Origin of the sequence: Streptomyces bottropensis ATCC 25435 (assembly GCF_000383595.1) — a bacterium.
Lineage (GTDB): Bacteria > Actinomycetota > Actinomycetes > Streptomycetales > Streptomycetaceae > Streptomyces > Streptomyces bottropensis.
Map to the genome: position 1 here is coordinate 7,008,457 of NZ_KB911581.1, position 24,529 is coordinate 7,032,985.

At 69.6% G+C, this 24,529-nt stretch carries 24 protein-coding genes and 1 pseudogene; 13 read left to right on the forward strand and 12 right to left on the reverse strand.

Annotated elements, in window-relative coordinates; genetic code table 11:
• Positions 1-91: 91 nt before the first annotated feature.
• From STRBO_RS0131170 to STRBO_RS0131190, 5 genes are all read right to left on the reverse strand, one after another.
• The gene (locus tag STRBO_RS0131170; protein WP_005478757.1) at positions 92-1,237 is read right to left on the reverse strand and encodes a DUF475 domain-containing protein; all 1,146 of its coding nucleotides are present in this window, start codon (positions 1,235-1,237) and stop codon (positions 92-94) included.
• A 125-nt stretch (positions 1,238-1,362) separates the two neighbouring features.
• Positions 1,363-1,938, reverse strand: a complete 576-nt coding sequence (locus STRBO_RS0131175) for a TerD family protein (protein ID WP_005478759.1) — start codon at positions 1,936-1,938, stop codon at positions 1,363-1,365.
• A 172-nt stretch (positions 1,939-2,110) separates the two neighbouring features.
• Positions 2,111-2,686, reverse strand: a complete 576-nt coding sequence (locus STRBO_RS0131180; RefSeq protein WP_005478762.1) for a calcium homeostasis/redox stress adaptation protein — start codon at positions 2,684-2,686, stop codon at positions 2,111-2,113.
• Between the two features lie 114 nt (positions 2,687-2,800).
• Positions 2,801-3,259 carry a peroxiredoxin gene (locus tag STRBO_RS0131185; RefSeq protein WP_020115347.1) on the reverse strand — a complete coding sequence of 153 codons (459 nt, stop codon included), beginning with the start codon at positions 3,257-3,259 and terminating at the stop codon, positions 2,801-2,803.
• Between the two features lie 120 nt (positions 3,260-3,379).
• Positions 3,380-3,817, reverse strand: coding sequence for a DUF3052 domain-containing protein (locus STRBO_RS0131190; protein WP_020115348.1), 438 nt, complete (start codon positions 3,815-3,817; stop codon positions 3,380-3,382).
• Positions 3,818-4,230: 413 nt separating this feature from the next.
• Here STRBO_RS0131190 and aceE point away from each other — a divergent pair, with 413 nt between their 5' ends.
• On the forward strand, positions 4,231-6,978 hold the full coding sequence (aceE, locus tag STRBO_RS0131195; RefSeq protein ID WP_005478765.1) for a pyruvate dehydrogenase (acetyl-transferring), homodimeric type: 2,748 nt from the start codon (positions 4,231-4,233) through the stop codon (positions 6,976-6,978).
• A gap of 71 nt (positions 6,979-7,049) precedes the next feature.
• On the forward strand, positions 7,050-7,808 hold the full coding sequence (locus tag STRBO_RS0131200) for a potassium channel family protein (RefSeq protein WP_005478766.1): 759 nt from the start codon (positions 7,050-7,052) through the stop codon (positions 7,806-7,808).
• Between the two features lie 131 nt (positions 7,809-7,939).
• Here STRBO_RS0131200 and STRBO_RS0131205 read toward each other — a convergent pair whose 3' ends face one another.
• The gene (locus STRBO_RS0131205; RefSeq protein ID WP_005478767.1) at positions 7,940-8,248 is read right to left on the reverse strand and encodes a hypothetical protein; all 309 of its coding nucleotides are present in this window, start codon (positions 8,246-8,248) and stop codon (positions 7,940-7,942) included.
• A 261-nt stretch (positions 8,249-8,509) separates the two neighbouring features.
• Positions 8,510-10,157: pseudogene (locus tag STRBO_RS0131210) on the reverse strand (MFS transporter); the annotation flags it as partial.
• Between the two features lie 100 nt (positions 10,158-10,257).
• Between STRBO_RS0131210 and STRBO_RS0131215 the strand changes: the two are divergent.
• The 3 genes from STRBO_RS0131215 (at position 10,258) to STRBO_RS0131225 (ending at position 13,183) form a co-directional block, all read left to right on the forward strand.
• Positions 10,258-10,929: a TetR/AcrR family transcriptional regulator gene (locus STRBO_RS0131215; RefSeq protein ID WP_005478769.1), complete on the forward strand. Its 672-nt coding sequence runs from the start codon at positions 10,258-10,260 to the stop codon at positions 10,927-10,929.
• A gap of 115 nt (positions 10,930-11,044) precedes the next feature.
• Positions 11,045-12,253 carry an alpha/beta hydrolase gene (locus STRBO_RS0131220; RefSeq protein ID WP_005478770.1) on the forward strand — a complete coding sequence of 403 codons (1,209 nt, stop codon included), beginning with the start codon at positions 11,045-11,047 and terminating at the stop codon, positions 12,251-12,253.
• A 75-nt stretch (positions 12,254-12,328) separates the two neighbouring features.
• Positions 12,329-13,183: a DUF4429 domain-containing protein gene (locus tag STRBO_RS0131225; protein ID WP_005478771.1), complete on the forward strand. Its 855-nt coding sequence runs from the start codon at positions 12,329-12,331 to the stop codon at positions 13,181-13,183.
• 32 nt (positions 13,184-13,215) lie between these two features.
• On the opposite strand, the gene STRBO_RS0131230 is transcribed toward STRBO_RS0131225, so the two are convergent.
• Entirely contained in the window at positions 13,216-14,229 is a 1,014-nt protein-coding gene (locus STRBO_RS0131230; RefSeq protein ID WP_005478772.1) for an aldo/keto reductase, read from the reverse strand.
• Positions 14,226-14,720 carry a MerR family transcriptional regulator gene (locus tag STRBO_RS0131235; protein WP_005478773.1) on the reverse strand — a complete coding sequence of 165 codons (495 nt, stop codon included), beginning with the start codon at positions 14,718-14,720 and terminating at the stop codon, positions 14,226-14,228. Before STRBO_RS0131235 ends, STRBO_RS0131230 begins: the two co-directional genes overlap by 4 nt.
• Positions 14,721-14,816: 96 nt before the next feature.
• On the opposite strand from STRBO_RS0131235, the gene STRBO_RS0131240 reads away from it, so the two are divergent.
• A complete protein-coding gene (locus STRBO_RS0131240; protein ID WP_005478774.1) occupies positions 14,817-15,287 on the forward strand; it encodes a GNAT family N-acetyltransferase in 471 nt (156 codons plus the stop codon).
• 19 nt (positions 15,288-15,306) lie between these two features.
• The gene (locus STRBO_RS0131245) at positions 15,307-16,128 is read left to right on the forward strand and encodes a serine hydrolase domain-containing protein (protein WP_020115351.1); all 822 of its coding nucleotides are present in this window, start codon (positions 15,307-15,309) and stop codon (positions 16,126-16,128) included.
• A gap of 23 nt (positions 16,129-16,151) precedes the next feature.
• Here STRBO_RS0131245 and STRBO_RS0131250 read toward each other — a convergent pair whose 3' ends face one another.
• On the reverse strand, positions 16,152-16,559 hold the full coding sequence (locus STRBO_RS0131250) for an ATP-binding protein (protein ID WP_005478776.1): 408 nt from the start codon (positions 16,557-16,559) through the stop codon (positions 16,152-16,154).
• 116 nt (positions 16,560-16,675) lie between these two features.
• Between STRBO_RS0131250 and STRBO_RS0131255 the strand changes: the two genes are divergently transcribed.
• Positions 16,676-17,524, forward strand: a complete 849-nt coding sequence (locus STRBO_RS0131255) for a helix-turn-helix domain-containing protein (protein ID WP_005478777.1) — start codon at positions 16,676-16,678, stop codon at positions 17,522-17,524.
• A complete protein-coding gene (locus STRBO_RS0131260; RefSeq protein ID WP_005478781.1) occupies positions 17,484-17,678 on the forward strand; it encodes a DUF397 domain-containing protein in 195 nt (64 codons plus the stop codon). The genes STRBO_RS0131255 and STRBO_RS0131260 overlap by 41 nt, the downstream gene beginning before the upstream one ends.
• A gap of 195 nt (positions 17,679-17,873) precedes the next feature.
• Here STRBO_RS0131260 and STRBO_RS0131265 read toward each other — a convergent pair whose 3' ends face one another.
• On the reverse strand, positions 17,874-18,209 hold the full coding sequence (locus tag STRBO_RS0131265; RefSeq protein WP_005478782.1) for an ankyrin repeat domain-containing protein: 336 nt from the start codon (positions 18,207-18,209) through the stop codon (positions 17,874-17,876).
• A 223-nt stretch (positions 18,210-18,432) separates the two neighbouring features.
• Here STRBO_RS0131265 and STRBO_RS0131270 point away from each other — a divergent pair, with 223 nt between their 5' ends.
• Positions 18,433-20,274 carry a serine/threonine-protein kinase gene (locus STRBO_RS0131270; protein WP_342364960.1) on the forward strand — a complete coding sequence of 614 codons (1,842 nt, stop codon included), beginning with the start codon at positions 18,433-18,435 and terminating at the stop codon, positions 20,272-20,274.
• 6 nt (positions 20,275-20,280) lie between these two features.
• Here the strand turns inward: STRBO_RS0131270 and STRBO_RS0131275 are convergent, their stop codons facing one another.
• A complete protein-coding gene (locus tag STRBO_RS0131275; RefSeq protein WP_020115353.1) occupies positions 20,281-20,940 on the reverse strand; it encodes a pirin family protein in 660 nt (219 codons plus the stop codon).
• Between the two features lie 289 nt (positions 20,941-21,229).
• On the opposite strand from STRBO_RS0131275, the gene fasR reads away from it, so the two are divergent.
• The 3 genes from fasR to STRBO_RS0131290 all read left to right on the forward strand — a co-directional run bounded on the left by fasR (position 21,230) and on the right by STRBO_RS0131290 (position 24,496).
• Positions 21,230-22,432, forward strand: coding sequence for a fatty acid biosynthesis transcriptional regulator FasR (fasR, locus tag STRBO_RS0131280; RefSeq protein WP_005478789.1), 1,203 nt, complete (start codon positions 21,230-21,232; stop codon positions 22,430-22,432).
• Between the two features lie 89 nt (positions 22,433-22,521).
• Positions 22,522-23,451: an ACP S-malonyltransferase gene (locus tag STRBO_RS0131285; protein WP_005478790.1), complete on the forward strand. Its 930-nt coding sequence runs from the start codon at positions 22,522-22,524 to the stop codon at positions 23,449-23,451.
• A 13-nt stretch (positions 23,452-23,464) separates the two neighbouring features.
• Positions 23,465-24,496, forward strand: coding sequence for a ketoacyl-ACP synthase III (locus tag STRBO_RS0131290; protein WP_005478791.1), 1,032 nt, complete (start codon positions 23,465-23,467; stop codon positions 24,494-24,496).
• Positions 24,497-24,529: the final 33 nt, after the last annotated feature.

Here is a 24,529-nt window from a genome sequence, read left to right on the forward strand (position 1 = left end):
GTCTCGTCACGTCGACCACCAGCGGGGCGGCCGACGAGGACGAATCCTCGTCGGCCGCCCCGCTCAGAGCCTGCCCTCACCTCGCGGGTGATCACACCCCGGAGGAGACCTCCGCCTTGTCGGCGGCGTCAGCTTTTCCCTCTTCGGCCGCCAGCGCCTTGTTGCGGCGCACGGAGGACCAGAACGACCAGCCGATCAGGACGACACCGATGAGACCGGTGATGATCTCGTTGATCTCGTACTGGATGGTGATCAGCAGGATCGCCGCCAGGGCGCCGATCGCGTAGTGCGCGCCGTGCTCCAGGTACACGTAGTCGTCGAGGGTGCCCTGGCGGACCAGGTACACGGTCAGCGACCGGACGTACATCGCGCCGATGCCGAGGCCCAGCGCCATCAGGACGATGTCGTTGGTGATGGCGAAGGCGCCGATGACTCCGTCGAAGGAGAAGGACGCGTCCAGGACCTCCAGGTAGAGGAACATGAAGAACGCGGCCTTGCCCGCGAGGGCGACGGCCGAGCGCGGCTTGCCGCTGCGCGCCGCCTCTTCCTCCTCCTCGTGCTCGCGCTCCTCGTCCTCCTCCAGCTTGCTCTCGAAGTAGCCGGAGAGACCGCCCACGATGAGATAGGTGATGAGGCCCGCGAGTCCGGAGATCAGGACGGTCTGCGCCTTGTCGACATGGGCGCCGCCGTGCTGGTGCGCCTGCGTCGCGAAGGTCATCGAGGTGATCAGCAGGACGATCATGGCGATGCAGGCCGACAGCATGTCGATCTTGCCGAGCTTGGCCAGCGGGCGCTCCAGCCAGCCGAGCCACTTGATGTCCCGGTCCTCGAAGATGAAGTCCAGGAAGATCATCAGCAGGAACATACCGCCGAACGCCGCGATCGACGGGTGGGCGTCGGTCACGTACTGCTGGTACTGGTCCTTGTCGGTGAGCGCCAGGTCGACGGCCTCGATCGGACCCAGCTTGGCGCTGATGGCGACGATGACGACGGGGAAGACCAGCCGCATACCGAAGACGGCGATCAGGATGCCGATGGTGAGGAAGATCTTCTGCCAGAAGGCATTCATCTTCTTCAGGATCCCGGCGTTGACCACCGCGTTGTCGAACGACAGCGAGATCTCCAGGATCGACAGGATCGCGACGAGCCCGAGAGCCGTCCATCCGTCGTAGAGAACCGCTGCTACCAAGCCGAGCGCGGTGACCGCGAACGACCAGCCGAAGGTTTTCAGAACCACTGGCTACCCAATCGTGTGTGTACGGGGTTCCCCCGCGCCGCGCGCGGCTTTACGAAACTTTGAACCCGAAGTCTAGTCGGGTACCCCTCGCACCCCACACGGCCCCGGCTTTTGCGCATATAGCGCTACGAGACGTTCACACCGAAGTCGAGTGCGATGCCCCGCAGACCGGACGCGTACCCCTGCCCCACCGCCCGGAACTTCCACTCGCCGCCGTAGCGGTAGACCTCACCGAAGATCATCGCGGTCTCGGTGGAGGCGTCCTCGGACAGGTCGTAGCGGGCCAGCTCCTGGCCGTCGGCCTGGTTGACGACCCGGATGAAGGCGTTGCTGACCTGGCCGAAGGCCTGGCCGCGGTTCTCGGCGTCGTGGATGGAGACCGGAAAGACGATCTTGTCGACGGTGACCGGCACCCGGGAGAGGTCGATGATCAGCGACTCGTCGTCGCCGTCGCCCTCACCGGTGAGGTTGTCACCGGTGTGCTCGACCGAGCCGTCGGGGCTCTTGAGGTTGTTGTAGAAGACGAACCACTCGTCGCCCAGCACCCGGCCGCCCTGGCAGAGCAAAGCGCTGGCGTCGAGGTCGAAAGGGGCTCCGGTGGTGGTTCTGACGTCCCAGCCGAGGCCGACCAGCACGTGAGTGAGGTTCGGCGCGGCCTTGGAGAGGGAGACATTGCCTCCCTTGGCGAGTGTGACGCCCATGGTGCTGGTCCTCCCCGATTTTCGAGCTTCAGTTGCTCAACTGTTCAGTTGTGTGCGTACGCGCGTGGACGGCCCGCCCCCGTCGTACGAGCGCGTCCGGCGCCGCCGTCGGTGACGACAGCGGCGCCGGACGTGGTGAGTCGGCAAGTCCAGGGGGGTACTCCCCCGCGGCTCAGACGTTCACACCGAAGTCCTGGGCGATCCCGCGCAGACCCGAGGCGTAGCCCTGGCCGATGGCGCGGAACTTCCACTCGGCGCCGTGCCGGTACAGCTCGCCGAAGACCATGGCGGTCTCGGTGGAAGCGTCCTCGGAGAGGTCGTAGCGGGCGATCTCCGCCTCGCCGGCCTGGTTCACCACGCGGATGAACGCGTTGCGGACCTGACCGAAGGACTGCTGGCGGTTCTCGGCGTCGTAGATCGAGACCGGGAAGACGATCTTCTCGATCTCGGCCGGGACGGTGGCGAGGTTGACCTTGATCTGCTCGTCGTCGCCCTCGCCCTCACCGGTGAGGTTGTCACCGGTGTGCTCGACCGAGCCGTCCGGGCTCTTCAGGTTGTTGAAGAAGATGAAGTTGGCGTCACTGCTGACCTTGCCCGACGCGTCCAGCAGCAGGGCACTGGCGTCCAGGTCGAAGTCGGTGCCGGTCGTGGTGCGGATGTCCCACCCCAGTCCGATGATGACCGCGGTCAGGCCCGGCGCCTCCTTGGTCAGCGATACGTTGCCGCCCTTGCTGAGGCTGACTCCCACGAAGTCCTCCGTTTGGTTTCAGGGGCGGGGAGCCCCTGCGTTGCGTTGGTGTCGGATCAACGTGTCGATCCTAGTGACGGGTTCCCGATCCCCGAAGGTCCTGGAACCGAAGAATCACAGGGTGTCGAGGGCGGCGAGGTACTCGTTCAGGTCGCGCGCGTCCGGCAGGGCGTTGACGACCGACCAGCGGACGACGCCCTCCTTGTCGACGATGAACGTGCCGCGCACCGCGCAGCCCTTTTCCGCGTCGAACACGCCGTACGCGCGGGAGACCTCGCCGTGCGGCCAGAAGTCCGACAGCAGCGGATACTCCAGGTTCTCCTGCTCGGCGAAGACCCGCAGCGTGTGGATCGAGTCGTTCGACACGGCCAGCAGCTGCACGTCGTCGTTGACGAACTTCGGCAGGTTGTCCCGCAGCTCGCACAGTTCGCCGGTGCAGACCCCGGTGAACGCGAACGGGTAGAAGAGCACCACCACGTTCTTCTCGCCGCGGAAGTCCGCGAGCCGCACGGTGGCCCCGTGGTTGTCCTTCAGCTCGAAGTCGGGAGCCTTGTCGCCGACCTGGATCGCCATGATGTTCCTGAGTCCCTTCATGGGCCGTTCGGGTGGCCCAGCCTACGCAGGGGAAACGGCGCGCCCCTGGAGGGGTGGCCCCCGTGGGGGCCCTCTCTCCAGGGGCGCGGGTTCACGTCACTACTTCTTCGACTTCGCCGCCTTCGGCGTCACCAGCCGGCTCCCACTCCAGTCCTTGCCGACGCTGACGCTCTTCGACGCGGACAGCCCCGCGGTCGTCGCGGCTTCGGAGATGTCGCTGGGCTCCACATAGCCGTCCCGCCCGGTCTTGGGCGTCAACAGCAGGATCGAGCCACCTTCCTCGATGTACGTGGTGGCGTCCACCAGTACGTCGGTCAGGTCGCCGTCGTCGTCTCGGAACCACAGCACGACGGCATCGGCCACGTCGTCGTAGTCCTCGTCGACGAGCTCACTGCCCACGACTTCTTCGATGGACTCGCGGAGCTCCTGGTCGACGTCGTCGTCGTAGCCGATCTCCTGGACCACCTGCTCGGGCTGGAACCCCAGCCTTGCGGCAGGGTTAGTCCGCTCCTCCGCGTGGTCCGCGGTCGCGCTCACGGGTTGCCTCCTGATCATGTTCGGGTGGGGTCGCCCCCTGGGGAATGAGCCACGCGCGTGCGCGAAGCAATGGCCGTAGTCCACACGGGCGGGACCGATCGCGCAAGTACCCAGCCTTCCAGACCGCCGAAACGGTGACGATCCGGGCCGTGTCACCGCAACTCTCTGCGCCGATTCACCGCCTCACGTGACGCACGCCACACCGTTCTGCCCGTTTTGCGCATTCGGCAACCATCCGGGGGTACGAGCATCGAATACCTTTACTACCTTTGTCGAGCGGACGACCACCCGGGTTACCTCTCGGTAGAGGTGACGTTTACGTCCTTGAGGTACACGATGGTGGCGGTGCAGGCACCTAGAGAACACCCTTGCAGAACCCCTGAAGAGCGGCCCTCTGACAGCTAAGGAACAGCGTGGCTTCCGGATCCGATCGCAATCCGATCATCATTGGCGGCCTTCCGAGTCAGGTCCCTGACTTCGATCCCGAGGAGACCCAGGAGTGGCTCGACTCGCTCGACGCCGCCGTGGACGAGCGCGGCCGTGAGCGCGCGCGCTACCTGATGCTCCGGCTCATCGAGCGGGCCCGTGAGAAGCGCGTGGCCGTGCCCGAGATGCGCAGCACGGACTACGTCAACACCATCCCGACCAAGGCCGAGCCGTTCTTCCCGGGCAACGAGGAGATCGAGCGGAAGATCCTCAACGCGACGCGGTGGAACGCCGCCGTCATGGTGTCGCGCGCCCAGCGGCCCGGCATCGGCGTCGGTGGCCACATCGCGACCTTCGCGTCCTCCGCCTCCCTCTACGACGTGGGCTTCAACCACTTCTTCCGCGGCAAGGACGAGGGCGACGGCGGCGACCAGATCTTCTTCCAGGGCCACGCCTCCCCCGGCATCTACGCCCGCGCGTACCTGCTGGACCGGCTCGACGACCAGCAGCTGGACGCCTTCCGCCAGGAGAAGTCCAAGGCGCCGTACGGCCTGTCCAGCTACCCGCACCCGCGCCTGATGCCGGACTTCTGGGAGTTCCCGACGGTGTCCATGGGCCTCGGTCCGCTGGGCGCGATCTTCCAGGCGCGGATGAACCGGTACATGGAGGCGCGCGGCATCGCGGACACCTCCAAGTCGCATGTCTGGGCGTTCCTCGGCGACGGCGAGATGGACGAGCCGGAGTCGCTCGGCCAGCTCACCATCGCCGCCCGCGAGCACCTCGACAACCTGACCTTCGTGGTGAACTGCAACCTCCAGCGCCTCGACGGCCCGGTGCGCGGCAACGGCAAGGTCATCCAGGAGCTGGAGTCGGTCTTCCGGGGCGCCGGCTGGAATGTGATCAAGCTGGTCTGGGACCGCTCCTGGGACCCGCTGCTCGCCCAGGACCGCGACGGTGTGCTGGTCAACCGGATGAACACCACGCCGGACGGCCAGTACCAGACGTACGCCACCGAGACCGGCGCGTACATCCGGGACCACTTCTTCGGTGACGACCACCGGCTGCGCGCGATGGTCGAGAACATGACCGACGACCAGATCCTGCACCTGGGCCGTGGCGGTCACGACCACCGCAAGATCTACGCGGCGTACAAGGCCGCCTACGAGCACAAGGGCCAGCCGACGGTCATCCTGGCCAAGACGGTCAAGGGCTGGACGCTGGGCCCGAACTTCGAGGGCCGCAACGCCACGCACCAGATGAAGAAGCTGACGGTCGCCGACCTCAAGGGCTTCCGCGACCGCCTCCACCTGCCCATCTCCGACAAGGAGCTGGAGTCCGGCGCCCCGCCGTACTACCACCCGGGGCGGGACTCGGAGGAGATCCAGTACATGCACGACCGCCGCAAGGGGCTCGGCGGGTACGTCCCGACGCGTGTCGTGCGAGCGAAGCCTCTGCCGCTACCCGAGGACAAGACGTACGCGAGTGTGAAGAAGGGCTCCGGTCAGCAGTCGATCGCCACGACCATGGCGTTCGTACGACTGCTGAAGGACCTCATGCGGGACAAGGAGATCGGCAAGCGGTTCGTGCTGATCGCCCCCGATGAGTACCGCACCTTCGGCATGGACTCGTTCTTCCCGAGCGCGAAGATCTACAACCCGCTCGGCCAGCAGTACGAGGCGGTCGACCGCGATCTACTGCTCGCGTACAAGGAGTCGCCGACGGGTCAGATGCTGCACGACGGCATCTCCGAGGCGGGCTGCACGGCCTCCCTCATCGCGGCCGGTTCGGCGTACGCGACGCACGGCGAGCCGCTCATCCCGGTCTACGTCTTCTACTCGATGTTCGGTTTCCAGCGCACCGGCGACCAGTTCTGGCAGATGTCCGACCAGCTGGCACGCGGTTTCGTCCTGGGCGCGACCGCCGGACGGACGACGCTGACCGGCGAGGGTCTGCAGCACGCCGACGGGCACTCGCAGCTGCTCGCCTCGACGAACCCGGGCTGTGTCGCGTACGACCCGGCGTTCGGGTACGAGATCGCGCACATCGTGAAGGACGGTCTGCGCCGGATGTACGGCGAGAGTGCCGACGGCAAGCCGGGCGAGGACGTCTTCTACTACCTCACCGTCTACAACGAGCCGATCCAGCACCCGGCCGAGCCGGCGGACGTGGACGTCGACGGCATCCTCAAGGGCATCCACCGCTACAGGGCGGGCGAGGCGGGCTCGATCCCCGCGCAGATCATCGCCTCCGGCGTGGCCGTGCCGTGGGCGGTCGAGGCGCAGCGGATCCTCGCCGCCGACTGGAACGTGAAGGCGGACGTCTGGTCGGCGACCTCCTGGAACGAGCTGCGCCGTGAGGCCGTCGAGGTCGAGCGGTACAACCTGCTGCACCCCGAGGAGGAGCAGCGCGTTCCGTACGTGACGAAGAAGCTGAGCGGCGCCGAGGGGCCGTTCGTGGCCGTCTCCGACTGGATGCGGTCGGTGCCGGACCAGATCTCGCGGTGGGTGCCGGGCACGTACCAGTCGCTGGGCGCGGACGGCTTCGGCTTCGCGGACACCCGGGGCGCGGCCCGGCGCTTCTTCCACATCGACGCGCAGTCGATCGTGGTGGCCGTCCTGACGGAGCTGGCCCGTGAGGGCAAGGTCGACCGCTCGCTGCTGAAGCAGGCCATCGACCGCTACCAGCTGCTCGACGTGGCGGCGGCGGACCCGGGCGCCGCCGGAGGCGACGCATAGCATCCGTTTCACGGTCAAGGGGTGGTGAACCGGTGGGTTCGCCACCCCTTCACGTTTTCTACTATGCGCCCATGAAACAGCGAGCGGTCTCGGCACAGGTCCGGTGGGAGCAGCACACTCAACGGCCGCTGTTCGCTTTGGCGGCCCTGTTCGCGGTGGCGTACGCCGTGCCGATCGTCCGGCCCGACGCGAGCGGGGAGGTGCGGTGGTGGTGCGACGTCGTCGAGTGGGGGGTGTGGGGCGCGTTCGCGCTCGACTACGTCGTCCGGCTCGCGCTCACCGAGCGGCGCCGGGAGTTCGTGCGGACGCGATGGCTGGACCTGGTGGCCGTGCTGCTGCCGATGATCCAGCCGCTGCGGCTGCTGCGGGTGGTGGCGACGCTGCTGCTGGTCGGGCAGCGGGCGCGGATGGCCTCGCAGATCAAGCTGACGACGTACGTCGGCGGGGCGGTGGTCGGACTGCTGATGTTCGGTTCGCTGGCGGTGCTGTCCGTGGAACGGAAAGCTCCTGGCGGCAACATCCACACGCTGGACGACGCGGTGTGGTGGTCGTTCACGACGATGACGACGGTGGGGTACGGGGACCACGCGCCGACGACCGGGCTGGGACGGGTGATCGCCGTCGGGCTGATGCTGTCCGGGATCGCGCTGCTGGGTGTGGTGACGGCGAACATCGCGGCGTGGTTCATCGCGCGGTTCGAGAAGGACGACGCGGAGGAGCGGCGGCAGACGGCCGCGATCACGGAACTGGCCGAGGAGGTGCGGCTGTTGCGGGCGGAGGTCCTGGCGTTGCGGGCCTCCGGGTCGGCGGTGCCTGAGCAGCGCCGCTGAGCGTGAGGTGGGGGTGGGGGTGGGGTGCGCCGGTGGGCGCGGGTCCGGTGGGGCTTCTCGTGCAGCCCCGCGCCCCTGAGAAGCAGGGGCTGCGCCCGCTGCTTCTCAGGCCGGCCGCCGCGCGGCGGCACTCAGAGGAGGCCGGTTCCCGGCCCGGTCGCGCCGGCCAGCCAGACGAGAGCCAGGACCGTGTCGATGGCGCCGAGCACGACCGCGACGACCGCGGGGACGGGGCGGGTGCCGGACCAGGTACGGTTCATCGCCAGCCAGCCGCAGAGGATCGCCACCGGGCCGAGGATGATGCCCAGGACGAAGAATCCCGCGACCGCGCAGATGACGCCGATGATCCCGAGGGTCGCGCGATCCGGCCCGGACCGTGACCACGTCCGGCCACGTGCTCGGGGGTGCCTGCGCGTACCGTGTCCGAAACCCGCCATCATCAACAACTCCCTGAACCTCGCGGTCAGTTCGCGTACAGAACGACGGGTACCCCTGCGGAGTGGTTGAAACCAGGGGGTATTGGCGGAACCGGCCGCGCGCGCTGCCCCCCTCCGGCAGCGCGCCGCTGACCCCCGGGGTCGTTCCGCCGGCAACGGCCATGCCGTGCGGAGGACTTGACCCACTGTGACCTGCGGCGCGTGCCGGGTGGAAGCGAGCTTGAGCGTTGTCACCCTGATAGGCGAACGCGGGCGAAAACCCGCGCCTGAAGCGGCGGTGGAGCGGTCAGATGTGCGCCGCTCCGGCGCCCGCCTCAGCGTTCTCGCCGCGCTTGGTCAGGAACGCCACGAGGACGGCGACGGCCGCCACTCCGGCGGCCACGAGGGACGCCAGGCCCATGCCGGACATGAACGTGGCGTGCGCGACCGTGGCGATCTTCGCCGCGACCTCCGGCGGCGTGCCCTCGGCGACCGGCGGGACACCGACCTGGACGGCCTCGGAGGCCTTGCCGAGCTGGGCCTCGGTGAGCGGCGGCAGACCGGCGTCCGTCCAGTTGCCCGGGAGGTCGCCGTCGACCTTGGAGGCCATCACGGCACCGAGGACGGCGGTGCCGAGGCTGCCACCGATCTGCATCGCGGCCTGCTGGAGACCGCCGGCGACACCGGACAGCTCCAGGGGCGCGTTGCCGACGATGACCTCGGTGGCGCCGACCATGACCGGGGCGAGGCCGAGGCCGAGGAGCGCGAACCAGAGGGACATCACGGCGCTGCCGGTGTCGGTCTCCAGCGTCGACATGCCGTACATGGCGATCGCGGTGAGCGCCATGCCGCCGGCCAGCGGGACGCGCGGTCCGGCCTTGGTGATCAGCGCGCCGGCCAGCGGCGAGCCGACGATCATCATGCCGGTGAGCGGAAGGAGGTGCAGCCCCGCGTCGATGGGGCTCATGCCGTGCACGTTCTGGAGGTAGAACGTCACGAAGAACAGGCCGCCCATGAAGGCGATGGCCATCAGGACCATCAGGACGACACCCGCCGACAGGGGCACGGAACGGAAGAGGCCCAGCGGGATCAGCGGCTCCCCCACCTTCGTCTCCCAGAAGGCGAAGAGGGCGAAGAGGGCGATGGAGGCGACCAGGAAGGTCCAGGTCAGGCCGTCGCCCCAGCCCCACTCCGGGGCCTTGATGAGGGCCCAGACCAGGCAGAACATGGCCCCGGACAGCAGGGCTATGCCCAGGACGTCGAAGGAGCGCGGGGCGTTCTCGGCGCGGTGGTCCAGCAGGATCCAGGCGCCCAGCGCCACGGCGAGGACACCGACGGGGACGTTGATCCAGAACACGGACTGCCAGCTGACGTTCTCCACGAGGAAGCCGCCGAGGATCGGGCCGCCCGCGGTGGAGGCGCCGATGACCATGCCCCAGATGCCGATCGCCATGTTCAGCTTCTCGGCGGGGAAGGTGGCGCGCAGCAGGCCGAGCGCGGCCGGCATCAGCAGTGCGCCGAACAGACCCTGGAAGACGCGGAAGGTCACCACGAAGGCGACCGAGTCCGACAGGCCGATGGCGCCGGAGGCGGCGGCGAAACCGACCACGCCTATGAGGAAGGTCTGGCGGTGGCCGAAGCGGTCGCCCAGCTTGCCCGCGGTGATGAGGGTGACCGCCAGCGCGAGGAAGTACGCGTTGGTGATCCACTGGACCTCGGCGAAGCTCGCCTTGAGGTCGTCCGCGATGACCGGGTTGGCGATCGCCACGATGGTGCCGTCGAGGGCGACCATCATGACGCCGACGGCCACGGTGAGGAGGGTGAACCAGGGATGGCCGCGCAGGCCCCGGCCCTGGTTCGCCGTCGGGTCCGACGGGACGCCTGGCGCCTTGTCCCCCGGTCCCGTCTTGTCGACAGTTGTCTGACTAGTCATACGCGCGAGACTAATGACAGCGACTGACAGTTGACAAACCAGTTCACAAGTCGGTAACTGTCACGTCACTCGCCGCAGGGGCGGGTGGAGACGAGGGTTCATGGAGACGGCTGCCACGGCGGCGACGGACCGGGAGCGGCCGGGGCTGCGCGAGCGCAAGAAGCAGCGCACCCGCGACGCGCTGCTGCGGGCGGCCCTGGAGCTGTTCACGACCCAGGGGTACGAGACGACGACGGTCGACGAGATCGCCGAGGCCGTCGACGTCTCCCAGCGCACCTTCTTCCGCTACTTCGCGGGCAAGGAGGAGGCGGCCCTCGCGGTCATGGACCTCACCCAGGCACACTTCCTGGCGGCCGTGCGCGCCCGCCCGGCGCACGAGGCGCCGCTGGAGGCGCTGCGCAACGCCGTGCTGGAGGGCTGGGACGCCATCGGCGAGGCCATCGACCGGGTCGTTCCCGTCGACCTCTATCTACGCGTCTACGGCATGGTCGAGTCGACGCCGGCGCTGTTGGCCGCCCATCTGCGCCGCTCGGACGAGGTCGCGCGGGAACTGGAGGGAATCGTCGCCGAGCGCGAGGGGCTCGACGTGCGCACCGACCCCCGTCCGCGCGTGGCGGTGGCCCTCTTCGGCGGGGTGATGCGGGTGACCGAGCGCATGTGGGCCCAGGGCGGCGACCTCAGCAAGGACGCGATGCGTGCACTGACCGCCGCGCATCTGGACGCCGTACGACCGACGTTGGCCGAAAAGTGGCGTCCTGACCGAAAAGCGTAAGGAATGACATCATCGCGACCCTCTGTGCACAGCCCACGGAAGGTGTGTGATCGAAACGTGATCCCTCTCACTTGGCTAACGCGAGACCCTTCCGTTCTCTTAGTGTGTCCTTTCAGTGACTTCCTTCGACTCCTCCCCGCAACTGAACGTCTGGCGCGCACTGCTGGCGCTGGCCGTGGTTTTCGTGATGCTGGCGACCACCGGCTGGACCGCGATCCGCAGCCACCGCGAGGAGTCGCCGCTGCAGGCGTCGCTCTCCGCGTGGCAGCGCGGACACCTCGACGGCCGTGAACTGCCGGACGCCGACGCGGCCCCGCACCGCCTGACGGCCTTCTTCGCCTCGCTCACCGCGCACCAGCGCGGCAGGCTCGCCCACCGCTATCCGCTCGCCGTGGGCAACATGGCCGGCGCCCCCGTGGAACTGCGTTACCGGGCCAACCGCCTCGCGCTCAAGCAACAGAGCGCGCGCGAACGCGAACGCATGCACGACCAGCGGCTCTCCGAGACCGGCCGGTACGAGGCCGGCCGCCGGATGCACCGCTTCGACATGCTCGCCGTGCGGAAGCGGCACATCCTCGCCTTCGATCCCCAGGGCGACGGCCGGGTCGCCGAGGTCTTCGGCAGTCTCGACAAGGCCGAACGCGTCTCGGTCGTCGTCCCCGGCGTCGACACCAACATCATCAACTTCCAGCGCACCAACCGCCGGTTCTCCGCCCCCGTCGGCATGGCCGAGTCGCTCTACGACGCCGAACGCTCGGCCGACCCCGCCACGCGCACGGCCGTGATCGCCTGGGCCGACTACACCGCCCCCACCGGCCTCGGCCTCGACTCGGCCACCGCGCTGCGCGCCGAACAGGGCTCGGTCCGGCTGAACGCGCTGGTGCGCAGCCTGCCCGGCGGCTCCACCGTCGCGCTGGTGTGCCACAGCTACGGCTCCGTCGTGTGCGGGGTCGCCGCGTCCTCGCTGCCGTCCCGGGTCACCGACATCGCGGTCGCCGGCAGCCCCGGCATGCGCGCCGAGACGGTCGGCCAGCTGCGGACGGGGGCCCGGGTGTGGGCCATGCGGGACGCCGACGACTGGATCCAGGACGTGCCCTACCTGGAGGTCGGCGGGCTCGGCCACGGCACCGACCCGGTCTCCTCGGAGTTCGGGGCGCGCATCCTGTCGGCCGCCGACGCCCAGGGGCACAGCGGCTATTTCGAGCCGGGCACGGAGAGTTTGTCCAACTTCGCCGAAATCGGCATCGGCGCCTACGCGTCGGTGCGCTGTGCGCGGGAGGACGACGCCTGTCTGGCGGGTCTGTCCGACAGCGCTGCGGCCTGACGCGCGTAGAGAGGGGTAGAAGTGCGCTTCGCCACGGTCGGGACTTCCCCGCGTCGCCCGCATACGATGAGCCGCATGGGTGACGTACTGGCCGGATTTCATGCCGCCTGGGAGTTCGAGTCCGACTCCGTGCTCATCCGCTTCGAACGGGGGATTCGCACGCCGAAGCTCTTCCAGGCGCTCGGTGAGCGGCGCGTCCCCCTGGAGGCGATCGCGGGGGTGACACTGACGCCCGGGAAGCGGGGCACCGTCGTCCTGCGTGCCGTGCCGCGACCGGGCGCCGATCCGCTGATGGAGGCGGCGGCCGACCAGCTCAAGGAGGGCTCCGACCCGTACCGGCTGGTGCTGCCGGCCGAGCGGGAGACGCTCGCGGAGTACTACGCCGACGAGCTGCGGGCCCGGTTGACCGGGTCGGGGCCGGCCGACCGGTTCCTGGTGGCGGCGCCCGAAGTACCGCTGCAGTTCAAGGCCTACGACGGGAAGGCGTCGTTCGACGGGCGGTCGGTGTCGTTCCGGTGGTCCTGGACGGGTGCGTCCTCGGCGAAGTGGAAGGCCGGGGACCAGAGTTTTCCGGTGAGCGCGCTCAGCGGGGTCGAGTGGCGGTCGCCGGAGGCGTTCGAGGGGTATCTGCGGCTGCTGCGCCGCGATGCCGCCGGCGAGCGGGCGGCTCAGCCGGATCATGATCCGGCCGCCGTCGTGTTCGGGCTGGGATACGGGCCGGTGCACGAGTCGTTGCCGTTCGCCGCGGCGGTGCTGGCCGCGGTGCGGTCCCGCTCCGCGGGGGGTACGGCGGCGGTCGAGGCGGGGCCCCGGCGGGATCCGGCCGACATCGCCGACCGGATCCGGCACCTGGGGGAGTTGCACGAGGCGGGGCTGGTCACCGATGAGGAGTTCAGCGTGAAGAAGGCGGAGCTGCTGGCCGAGCTGTAGCCCGCGCTCCCCCGCCCCGGCGGAGTTCCGCGCTACTCCCTGCCCGCGGAGGTGAACCGCATGTCCGCGTAGCGGTCGCCCGCCACCTGGGCCGCTATCGGCTCCAGCAGGGACATGTCGTCCTCGCCGAGGACGATCCGCGTGGCCGCCGTGTTCTCCTCCACCCGGCCCGGCTTGCGGGTGCCCGGGATGGGGACCACGGGAAGGCCGTGCAGGGGTGCCTGTCGCTGGACCCAGGCCAGGGCGATCTGGCCCGGGGTGGCGCCGTGGGCCTCCGCGACCTTGCGGACCGGGTCCAGCAGGGCCGCGTTGGCGGTGGCGTTGTCGCCGGTGAAGCGGGGCTGCTGACGGCGGAAGTCGTCCGCGGTGAGGTCCTCGGCCTTGGCGAAGGAACCGGTGAGGAAACCGCGGCCCAGCGGCGAGTAGGCGACGAGGGTGACGCCGAGTTCGCGGGCCGCGGGGACGACGCTCGCCTCGATGTCGCGGCTGAACAGCGACCACTCGGACTGCAGGGCGGCGATGGGGTGCACGGCGTGGGCCGCGCGCAGTTCGGCGGCCGTGACCTCGCTGAGGCCCAACTGCCCGACCTTGCCCTCGCGGACCAGGTCGGCCATGACGCCGACGCTCTCCTCGATGGGCACCTCCACGTCACGGCGGTGCATGTAGTAGAGGTCGATCACGTCGACGTCGAGGCGACGCAGACTGCCCTCGACGGACTCCCGTATGTGCGCCTCGTCGTTGCGGATGATCCGCCTCGTCGGGTCTTCGGGGTCGATCGCCAGACCGAACTTGGTGGCGATGACGACCTCGTCGCGGTGCGCCTTGAAGAAGGGGGAGAGGAACCTCTCGTTCTCCCCGGCGCCGTACGCGTGCGCGGTGTCGTAGAGCGTGACGCCCAGTTCCAGGGCACGATCCAGCGTGGCCCTGGACTCCGCCGCGTCCGAGGGGCCGTACGCGAAGCTCATGCCCATGCAGCCGAGGCCCTGTACGCCGACCTCGGGGCCGTCGGAGCCCAGTCGTGCCTTCGCGATCCTGCCGTCCGTCATGAGGCCCTCTCCGACGCCAGGGCCTGCCCGGCGTCAGCGTAGAAGTTGATCTTTCGGTCGAGCACGTTCAGGGTGTCCCGCAGCTCCGCGATCCGGGACAGGACGTCGTCCCTGGTCGACTTGAGCAGGTCGAAGCGCTCGGTGTAGGTGTGGTCGCCCTCGCGCACCAGCTCCGCGTAACGGACCATGTCGGCGACCGGCATGCCGGTCAGCCGGAGCTTGCCGACGAGGTCGAGCCAGTCGAGGTCACGGTTGCGGTAGCGGCGCTGGCCGGTGTGGGAGCGGTCGATGTGCGGCATCAGCCCGATGCGCTCGTACCAGCGCAGCGTGTGCGCCGTCAGACCGGTGAGGTCCACGACCTCGCTGATCGTGTACCTGTCCTGCCCGTCCGGCCGCCGGGGCTTCAGTGGCGGACCGGCGCAACTGTCGGTACCGGCAGTACTCGTGGCACTCGTGGCACTCGGCGTACTCGTGGTCTCCATCACCGTCATGCCCCCCACGCTAAAACCTTGGAGTGCGCTCGAAGCAAGCGAATCCGGTGAGAAAACACGAGGACGTGACGTGATCCCACTGGTTAGCGTGCGGGCATGAGTCTCGTACGACGCGCCACGGCCGAGGACGCCCGGGAACTGCTCCGGCTGCGCCAGGTGATGATCGACTCCATGCGGGGTGCGGACCGCTCCACCGACTGGCACGCCGAGTCACTGCCCACCGTACGCCGCCGACTCGCCGACCCGGACGGGGACTTCGCGGCCTTCGTGGTCGAGCGTCCGGAGCGGCCGGGCACGCTCGCCGCGCTGGTGGCCGGGACCGTCGACTACCGGATCGGGCGGGCCGGGAACCCGCACGGCGCGGTGGGCCATGTCTTCAGCGTCGCCACCGACCCGGGCGCCCGCCGCCGGGGGTACGCCCGCGCCTGCATGGACGCGCTCCTGGACTGGTTCCGTGAACGGGGCGCCGGCCACGTCCACCTCACCGCGTCCCCCGAGGCGGAGCCGCTGTACGCGTCGATGGGCTTCCGGCGCAGATCCGACCCCTTGATGCAGCTGGACCTGTGAGCCGCCTAGGCTCGTGGGCATGTCTCTGCAGAGCCTCGCCTTGATCGAGAACTGGCCGGTTCCCACGGCCGCCGCGGCCGTCGTCCGGGCGGACGGAACCGTCCTCGGGACCCACGGTCCCCTCGGGCACCGCTTCCCGCTGGCCTCGGTCACCAAGCCGCTCGCCGCGTACGCCGCGCTGGTCGCGTCCGAGGAGGGGGCGATCGAGCTGGACGAGGCGGCGGGCCCGGCGGGGTCGACCGTGCGGCATCTGCTGGCGCACACGTCGGGGCTGGCCTTCGACGAGCACCGGGTGACGGCGGTGCCCGGGGAGCGGCGGCTGTACTCCAACGCCGGGTTCGAGGCGCTCGGGGACCATGTGGCCAAGGCGGCGGACATGCCGTTCGCGGAGTACGCGCGGCAGGCGGTGCTCGAACCGCTGGGGATGACGTCCACCTCCCTCGACGGTTCCCCGGCCAAGGACGGCGTCTCGACCGTCGAGGACCTGGCGCGGTTCGCCGCCGAGGTGCAGGCACCCCGGCTGCTGGACCCGCGGACGGTCGCGGAGGCGATGACCGTGCAGTACCCGGGCACGAAGGGCGTGCTGCCGGGCTACGGACACCAGAACCCCAACGACTGGGGGCTCGGCTTCGAGATCCGGAACTCCAAGACGCCGCACTGGACGGGGACTTCGTCGTCGCCGGGGACGTTCGGGCACTTCGGGCAGTCGGGGACGTTCCTGTGGATCGATCCCGTGGCGGGGGTGGCGTGTGTCGCGCTGACGGACCGGGCGTTCGGGCCGTGGGCGGTCGAGGCGTGGACTCCGTTCACGGACGCTGTGCTGGCCGAGGTGCGAGGCTGAGGTACTTCTGATCACCGGAGACCTCACCCTCCGCCCGGCGACTTAGCCAGACATTCGAACCACACCGTCTTGCCCCTCCTGTCGGGGTGCGGCTCCACCCCCCAGCGGTCGGTGACCGCCTCGACGAGGAGCAGGCCACGCCCGCCTTCGGCGAGTGCGTCTCCGGTTGCCGGGACGGGTAGTCGCGAGCAACTGTCGGCGATCTCCACCCGCACGCCATCGCGCCGGAGCAGGAAACAGGTGCGGCAGCGACGGCCGGGTACGTGCCGGACCACGTTGGCGACGAGTTCCGTCAGCGCCAGTTCGGCCGCGTCGGCCACCTCCGGCATGCCCGCGCCCGTGAGGTAGAGCCGCAGAATGCGGCGCAGATGCCGGGCCGAGTGCTCGCCCACCGCGAACTCGGCGCGGTACTCGTCCTCGATGTCCGTCATGCCCGTCGTCGGCGGGCCGGCTACGTGATTCACATCACCAGATTGCAACGCTTCGCTTACGATCGACTACACAAAGAAACGAACGCCGCGAGGCGTTGGAGGCCGGAGGCACCGCAGTGGCCAACATCCAATCGCTCGACCCCAGCGCTTCCCCGCTCGACTACTACGGCTGGGAGTTGCGCAGGCAGCGTGAGGCGCACGGCCTCAAGCAGGGCCAGCTCGGCGAGATCATCTTCTGCACGGGCTCGTTGGTCGGCCAGATCGAGACCACGAAGAAGATTCCCACCCGCGACTTCTCCGAGCGGGTGGACGCGGCGCTCGGCACGGACGGGGTGTTCTCCCGACTGATCGGCCTCGTGCTGCGCAGCCAACTGCCCAACTGGTTTCAGCCGTACGCGGAGATGGAGGCGAAGGCCACGTACATCTCCACGTACCAGGCACAGTTGGTGTACGGACTGCTGCAGACGGAGGAGTACGCGCGGGCGGTGCTGGCCACCGGCATGCCCGACGATCTCGACGGACTGGTCGCGGCCCGGATGGAGCGCCAGCGCATCCTGGAGCGGGAGCAACCGCCGCTGGCCTGGGCGATCCTCGACGAGGCCGTGCTGCACCGGCCCATCGGTGGCCGGGAGATCATGCGAGGGCAACTGGCCCGGTTGTTGGAGTTCACCGAGCACCGGTGGATGCGGGTGCAGGTGCTGCCGAACGTGGCGGGTGAACACGCGAGTCTGGCCGGGTCGTTCAATCTCCTGCGATTCGAGGAGGACCCTGATGTCGTCTACACGGAGGACGTCATCGCCGGTCACATGACCGCCAACCCTGAGACCATCAGGGAGGCCGCACGCCGTTACGCTCATCTCCAGGCCGCCGCACTGTCCGTTGAAGCTTCGGCGGCGTTGATCACCCGTGTGATGGAGGAGCGCTATGGCGAACAGCCCCGATCTGAGGAACGCACAGTGGCGTAAGTCCAGCTACAGCGGAAACACCGGCGGCGACTGCGTCGAGGTGGCCGACGGATTCCCCGGTACGGTCCCCGTGCGCGACAGCAAGAACACCGATGGCACCGTCCTGCTCATCCGCCCGGACACCTGGCGGGCCTTCGTGGACGGGCTCCGCTAGAAGGCGCGTGGGTGGCGCCGGAGGCCCCCACGCGGCCTCAGGGTGGTGGTCGGCGAAGGCATGGTGACCGTGCAGTGCCGGGTGAAGAGCATCCCGCCGGTCCGGTCTCGCCGAGGCCCCGGCGTCGCAAACCCGGCAAGCTCCACGCAAGGACTGCCGAGCCCTTCCTTACCTTCAGAAGCATCGCCTGCACCCTCATCTGTTGCCGGCGGCTCGCCCGCTGATGTGGGCTTGCAGAAGCTTCACCGCCAGGTCGTGGCCGTAGTGATCAGCCATGTCCATGGGGGTGCGTCCGTCGGGATCCGCGAGCTGTGGGTCAGCCCCGAAGGCCAGCAGCACGGCGGTGGTATGCACAGTCAACGCCTCGCCGCTCTGCAGGGAGCCGTCGCCTTCGACGTCGATCGCGTGCGTCAGCAGCGTCCTGTTGCTGCAGATCTCATCGGGATCGGAACCGCCGGCCAGCAACCGGGCCAGAGTCTCCGCATCCTCGTGCTCGACCGCGTGATGGGCGGGTGTCCAGTAGTCGTTCACCGAAGCATTCAACCGCCACCGCAACACCTCTACCAGCCGTCATCCGCGCCGCCGGTCACCAATGGAGACGACTTCTTCATCCGCCGACCGGAAACTCAGCCGCCGCGTGACTTCGGTCAGTCGGGGACGTTCCTGTTCGAGACGCGGACTCCGCTCACGGACACCGCACTGGCCGAGGTCGGACGGTAACCACGCCCCGTAGAAGGGCAGTTGAACCATTCGTATAGCCTCCCCCTGCACGTGGGTACACACACGCCACAGCAGACGCAGGGTTTCGGGGGAAACGATGGGCGAGGTACGACCGGGCGGGCAGCTCCGTCCGCTGGACGGCAGCGACCCGAGGACCGTGGCGGGTTACCGGCTCGCAGCGCGGCTCGGCTCGGGCGGCATGGGCACCGTGTACCTGTCGTACACGCCCGGCGGGCACCCCATCGCCCTCAAGACGATCCGGCCGGAGCTGGGCGAGGATCCCGAGTTCCGCCGCAGGTTCCGGCAGGAGGTGCAGGCAGCCCAGCGGGTGCAGGGTCTGTACACGGCGCCGGTCATCGACTACGACACCGAGGGCGCCCAGCCGTGGCTGGCCACCGCCTATGTGCCGGGTCCGTCACTGCACGCGGCCGTCGCCGAGCACGGCGCGCTGCCGGTCTCCTCGGTCCTGCTGCTGCTCGCCGGGGTGGCGGAAGCGCTGAAGGTGATTCACGCGGCGGGCGTCGTCCACCGTGATCTGAAGCCCTCCAACGTGCTGCTCGCCGCCGACGGCCCCCGGGTCATCGACTTCGGCATCGCCCGCGCCGCCGACGCCACCGCCCTGACCGGCACCGGTGTCTCCATCGGCACCCCGGCGTTCATGTCGCCGGAGCAAGCGGCCGGGAGGCCGGTCACGCCCGCGTCGGACGTGTTCGCGCTCGGCCAGGTGGCGGCGTTCGCGGCACGCGGGTCCGGCGCGTACGGCGACGGCCCCTCGCACGCCGTGCTGTACCGGATCGTCCACGAGGAGCCCGACCTGAGCGGTCTCGCCGACGAACTCCGGTTCATCGAGCGCTGTCTGGCCAAGGACCCGGCCGACCGCCCCTCCCCCACCGAGGTCGTCGCCCTCTGCCAGGAGGCGTCGCCCACCCCGCTGGTGCAGTCGGGTACCTGGCTGCCGGAGGCGATCGGCGTCGACATCACGCGCCGGGTCTCGGCGTCGGCAGAGTTGCTGGCCGCGCGGAACAAGGCGGCGGCACCGACCACAGCGCCCGCGCCCGTTCCACCTACCGCCCCGGTGACCCAGCCGGACGTCCAGGCCACCGGCCACGCCGCACCGTCGGTGCACGCGGGGCCGACCGTGCACGCGGGCCCGGTCACACCGAGGCCGCCCGCCCCTCAGGCCCCCGCCCCATACGTCGCCCAGCCGGTCCCGCACACAGTGCCGATGTACCACGCGCCGTACTCGCAGCCGCCGCGCACCTGGCACCCGCAACCACAGGCGCGCCCGTTTCCCCTCCCGCCTCCCAAGAACACCCTGGGGAAGTGGCTGGGTATCGGCGTGGGGACTCTGTCCGCTCTGATGACGCTCGGGGGCTGCCTTGCATTCCTGAGTTCGTTCGAGGGCTCGTCGGACGACTCCACGAAAGGCTCCGGAGACAGGAACTCCGCGAACGCCAAGCCCCTGCCCGATCCCAAACCGGTGTCGTACAAAGGGATCAACATCCCGCTCGACTACTACATCCGGTTCGCGGACTCGCCCCCGAAGCCGATCCACGACTACACGGCATACAACAGCAGCGAAGCCGACTTCTACTATGACAACCTCAACGGAGACGAGGTGACCAGCCAGAGCAACACGATTGTTCTGCTGAACAACGCCCAAAAGGGCTCGCTGAAGACTTGCCGCGAGGAGACCCGGTACGCCGACGCTGTCTCGCTCTCCCAGCTTTCCGAGGGCACCCAGCTCTGTGTGCACAGCTCCGGCCACATCGCCCTAGTCACCTTCAGGGGCACGGCCCCGGAGAACGACCCCAGTGACTACGTCTCCGTGGACATCACGATCTGGCGCAACGCGGAGGAGCCGACTGACAGCTGACCGCCCTCACTCCCCAAGCTCCCACACCAGTACCTCGGCCGGGGTGGAGACGGCGACCAGCTCCAGCCCCTTCTCCCCCTCGGCCCGCACCGAGTCCCCGGACTCCAGCCGGTGCGGCCCCAGCCCCACCACACCCCGTACGACGTGCACGTACGCCCGTGCCACGTCGGGTACCTCGGCCCGCTCCCCCGCCGTCCCGAGCCGCCGGACGTGCAGCATCGCGCCAGCCTCGGGGACGGCGTACGGGGTGGAGTCGGCGATGCCGCGGACGATCTCGTACGCGGGATCGCCGCCGGGGTCCAGGGGGGCCAGCCACATCTGTACGAAGGTGAGGGGCACCGGGCCGTCGTTGCGCTCGACGTGCCGCACCCCGCCCGCCGAGCTGAGCCGCTGGACGTCACCGGGGCGGACGACCGTCTCGTGGCCGGTGGTGTCACGGTGGGTCAGCTCGCCCTCGACGACCCAGGTGACGATCTCGGTGTGACTGTGCGGATGCTCGTCGAACCCGGCACCGGGAGCGAGCCGCTCCTCGTTGCAGGCGATCACCGCACCGAAGCGGAGGTTGTCGGGGTCGTAGTGCGCGCCGAAGGAGAAGGCGTGCAGCGAGGCGATCCCGGCCTCCGGGTCTCCCCCGGGGTAGCGCGCGCCGGCGCGCCGCAACTCCATCACGGACTCACGGTATCCCTCCGACCGCCCACCTCGGTCCTCGGCTTCGTATCCGGGTCTACCGCCCCCGACCCACGCCCCCTCCGGCGCACGGCACATCCCGCCCCGGCCGACGTACACGCTCCCGGCCGCCACCACCCAGCCCGTCCGGCGTTTGAGGACGAGGTCGCAGGCCGACGGCGGGGGTCCGGGGGCGGCAGCCCCTGGCGCACGCACCCCCGGGCACACTCGCACCCCCGGCCCACACCCTCCGGCACAAGCAAGCGCAGCGATAAGGCAGTCTTGTCCCGTGCCCGAACCCGAAACCAGCAGGCCCGCATCCACCCCGCCCGTCCACGCGCACGTCGCGACCCTGAGGCGGCTGGAGAAGTCGTCCGGAAGTCTCGCCGCGCAGGCCATCGCGCGGATGGACGAAACGCTGCCCTGGTACCGGGCGATGCCGCCCGAGAACCGGTCGTGGATCGGGCTGGTCGCCCAGGCCGGTATCGCCGCGTTCACGGAGTGGTTCCGGCATCCGGACGCCCCGCAGGCCATCTCGACGGACGTGTTCGGGACCGCGCCGCGTGAACTGACCCGGGCGATCACGCTCCGGCAGACCGTGGAGATGGTGCGCACGACCATCGAGGTCATGGAGTCCGCCATCGACGAGGTGGCCGCGCCCGGCGACGAGAGCGTGCTCCGCGAGGCGCTGCTCGTCTACGCGCGCGAGATCGCGTTCGCGACCGCGCAGGTGTACGCCCAGGCCGCCGAGGCACGCGGCGCCTGGGACGCCCGCCTGGAGTCACTGGTCGTGAACGCGGTGCTCAGCGGTGAGGCCGACGAGGGCGCGGTGAGCCGGGCGGCCGCGCTCGGCTGGAACTCCCCCGACCATGTCTGCGTGGTCCTCGGCACCGCCCCGGACGGCGACAGCGAGCTGACCGTGGAGGCCATCCGGCGCGCGGCCCGGCACGCGAAGCTGCAGGTGCTGACCGGTGTGCTGGGCGACCGGCTGGTGGTGATCGCCGGCGGCGACAACAACCCGTTGCAGGTCGCGAAGTCGCTGATCGGGCCGTACGCGGCCGGGCCGGTGGTGGCCGGGCCGATCGTTCCCGACCTGCTGGCCGCGACCCGGTCCGCGCAGGCGGCGGCCGCCGGACTCAAGGCGTGTACGGCGTGGCAGGACGCGCCCCGCCCCGTTCTGGCGGACGATCTGCTTCCGGAGCGCGCGATCGCGGGGGACCCCAGTGCGCGCGAGCAACTGGTGGAGGAGATCTACAGACCGCTGGAGGAGGCCGGCTCCGCTCTCCTGGAGACGCTCAGTGTCTATCTCGAACAAGCCTCAAGTCTTGAGGGCGCGGCCCGCATGCTGTTCGTCCATCCCAACACCGTGCGCTACCGGCTCCGACGTGTGACTGACGTCACCGGCTGGTCACCCTCGGATGTACGCTCGGCCTTCACCTTGCGGATCGCGCTGATCCTGGGGCGTCTGGTCGATGGGGAACCCCAGCTCTAGGGTTTTGTCGAGGTGCTACAAAACCCCTACGTGTTCTTCGTCCCTGTCCCCACGGGCGGCCCGAGCCGTCCTCAAGAGAGAGTGTGAGAGTGCTCGTACTCGTCGCTCCCGGCCAGGGCGCCCAGACGCCCGGCTTCCTGACTCCTTGGCTCGACCTCCCCGGTGCCGCCGACCGCCTCGCCACATGGTCGGACGCCATCGGGCTGGACCTCGTCCACTACGGCACCGAGGCCGACGCCGACGCGATCCGCGACACCTCCGTGGCCCAGCCGCTGCTCGTGGCGGCCGGTGGACTGTCCGCCCTCGCCCTCGGGAAATCCATCCTCGGGGACGTGAACCCCGGTGCGGTCGCCGGGCACAGCGTCGGCGAGATCACCGCGGCCGTGTTCGCCGGTGTCCTCGACGAAACGTCCGCGCTGACCCTCGTACGCAAGCGGGGCCTGGCCATGGCCGAGGCCGCCGCGATCACCGAGACCGGCATGTCCGCGCTGCTCGGCGGCGACCCCGAGGTGACGATCCCGCACCTGGAGAAGCTGGGGCTGACCCCGGCGAACGTGAACGGCGCGGGCCAGATCGTGGCCGCCGGCACCCTGGAGCAGCTGGCCGCCCTGGAGGCGGACAAGCCCGAGGGCGTCCGCCGTGTGGTCGCCCTCAAGGTCGCCGGCGCCTTCCACACGCACCACATGGCTCCCGCCGTGGACACCCTCGCCAAGGCCGCCGAGGAGCTGTCGCCCAAGGACCCCACGGTCACCTATGTCTCGAACAAGGACGGGCAGGCCGTCGCCACCGGCGCCGAGGTGCTCTCCCGTCTCGTCGGTCAGGTCGCCAACCCGGTCCGCTGGGACCTGTGCATGGAGACCTTCAAGGAGCTGGGCGTGACCGCGATCGTCGAGGTGTGCCCCGGCGGCACGCTCACCGGTCTCGCCAAGCGCGCCCTGCCGGGCGTGGCCACGGTCGCGCTCAAGACACCCGACGACCTCGACGCCGCTCGCGCGCTCATCGCCGAGCACCAGAATTAGGAGCCCTGGACCTATGTCGAAGATCAGGCCGAGCAAGGGCGCCCCGTACGCACGCATCCTCGGCGTGGGCGGCTACCGCCCGGTCCGGGTGGTGCCCAACGACGTGATCCTGGAGAAGATCGACTCGTCCGACGAGTGGATCCGCTCCCGCTCCGGCATCGAGACCCGGCACTGGGCGAACGACGAGGAGACCGTCGCCGCCATGTCGGTCGAGGCGTCCGGCAAGGCCATCGCCGACGCCGGGATCACCGCCGAGCAGATCGGCGCGGTCGTCGTCTCGACCGTCTCCCACTTCAGCCAGACCCCGGCCGTCGCCACCGAGATCGCCGACAAGCTCGGCACGGACAAGGCCGCCGCCTTCGACATCTCGGCCGGCTGCGCGGGGTTCGGCTACGGCCTCACCCTCGCCAAGGGCATGGTCGTCGAGGGCTCCGCGGAGTACGTCCTCGTCATCGGGGTCGAGCGGCTGTCCGACCTCACCGACCTGGAGGACCGGGCCACGGCCTTCCTCTTCGGTGACGGTGCCGGCGCGGTCGTCGTCGGCCCCTCCCAGGAGCCGCACATCGGCCCGACGGTCTGGGGCTCCGAGGGCGACAAGTCCCAGACGATCAAGCAGACGATCCCGTGGAACGAGTACCGGGTCGGCGACCTGGAGAAGCTCCCGCTCGACAGCGAGGGCAACGTCAAGTTCCCCGCGATCACGCAGGAGGGCCAGGCGGTGTTCCGCTGGGCCGTGTTCGAGATGGCGAAGGTCGCGCAGCAGGCACTGGACGCGGCCGGGATCACCTCGGACGACCTGGACGTCTTCATTCCCCACCAGGCCAACGAGCGGATCATCGACTCGATGGTGAAGACACTCAAGCTGCCGGAGCACGTCACGGTCGCGCGTGACGTGCGCACCACCGGCAACACCTCGGCCGCCTCGATCCCGCTCGCGATGGAGCGGCTCCTGGCGACCGGTGAGGCCAAGAGCGGCGACACCGCGCTCGTCATCGGCTTCGGGGCGGGTCTCGTGTACGCAGCGACGGTCGTTACCCTCCCCTAGGCACCGCTGCCGGATCTTCGGGTCCGGCGCGGG

Excerpts from the sequence above, each read along its gene's own strand:
- STRBO_RS0131200 (WP_005478766.1), top strand. The coding sequence starts at position 7,050 with ATGAAACAGCGAGCGGTCTCGGCACAGGTCCGGTGGGAGCAGCACACT.
- STRBO_RS0131275 (WP_020115353.1), bottom strand. The coding sequence starts at position 20,940 with ATGGAGTTGCGGCGCGCCGGCGCGCGCTACCCCGGGGGAGACCCGGAG.
- STRBO_RS0131205 (WP_005478767.1), bottom strand. The coding sequence starts at position 8,248 with ATGATGGCGGGTTTCGGACACGGTACGCGCAGGCACCCCCGAGCACGT.
- STRBO_RS0131260 (WP_005478781.1), top strand. The coding sequence starts at position 17,484 with ATGGCGAACAGCCCCGATCTGAGGAACGCACAGTGGCGTAAGTCCAGC.
- STRBO_RS0131250 (WP_005478776.1), bottom strand. The coding sequence starts at position 16,559 with ATGACGGACATCGAGGACGAGTACCGCGCCGAGTTCGCGGTGGGCGAG.
- STRBO_RS0131175 (WP_005478759.1), bottom strand. The coding sequence starts at position 1,938 with ATGGGCGTCACACTCGCCAAGGGAGGCAATGTCTCCCTCTCCAAGGCC.
- STRBO_RS0131240 (WP_005478774.1), top strand. The coding sequence starts at position 14,817 with ATGAGTCTCGTACGACGCGCCACGGCCGAGGACGCCCGGGAACTGCTC.
- STRBO_RS0131230 (WP_005478772.1), bottom strand. The coding sequence starts at position 14,229 with ATGACGGACGGCAGGATCGCGAAGGCACGACTGGGCTCCGACGGCCCC.
- STRBO_RS0131225 (WP_005478771.1), top strand. The coding sequence starts at position 12,329 with ATGGGTGACGTACTGGCCGGATTTCATGCCGCCTGGGAGTTCGAGTCC.
- STRBO_RS0131245 (WP_020115351.1), top strand. The coding sequence starts at position 15,307 with ATGTCTCTGCAGAGCCTCGCCTTGATCGAGAACTGGCCGGTTCCCACG.
- STRBO_RS0131235 (WP_005478773.1), bottom strand. The coding sequence starts at position 14,720 with ATGACGGTGATGGAGACCACGAGTACGCCGAGTGCCACGAGTGCCACG.
- STRBO_RS0131185 (WP_020115347.1), bottom strand. The coding sequence starts at position 3,259 with ATGGCGATCCAGGTCGGCGACAAGGCTCCCGACTTCGAGCTGAAGGAC.
- STRBO_RS0131290 (WP_005478791.1), top strand. The coding sequence starts at position 23,465 with ATGTCGAAGATCAGGCCGAGCAAGGGCGCCCCGTACGCACGCATCCTC.
- STRBO_RS0131215 (WP_005478769.1), top strand. The coding sequence starts at position 10,258 with ATGGAGACGGCTGCCACGGCGGCGACGGACCGGGAGCGGCCGGGGCTG.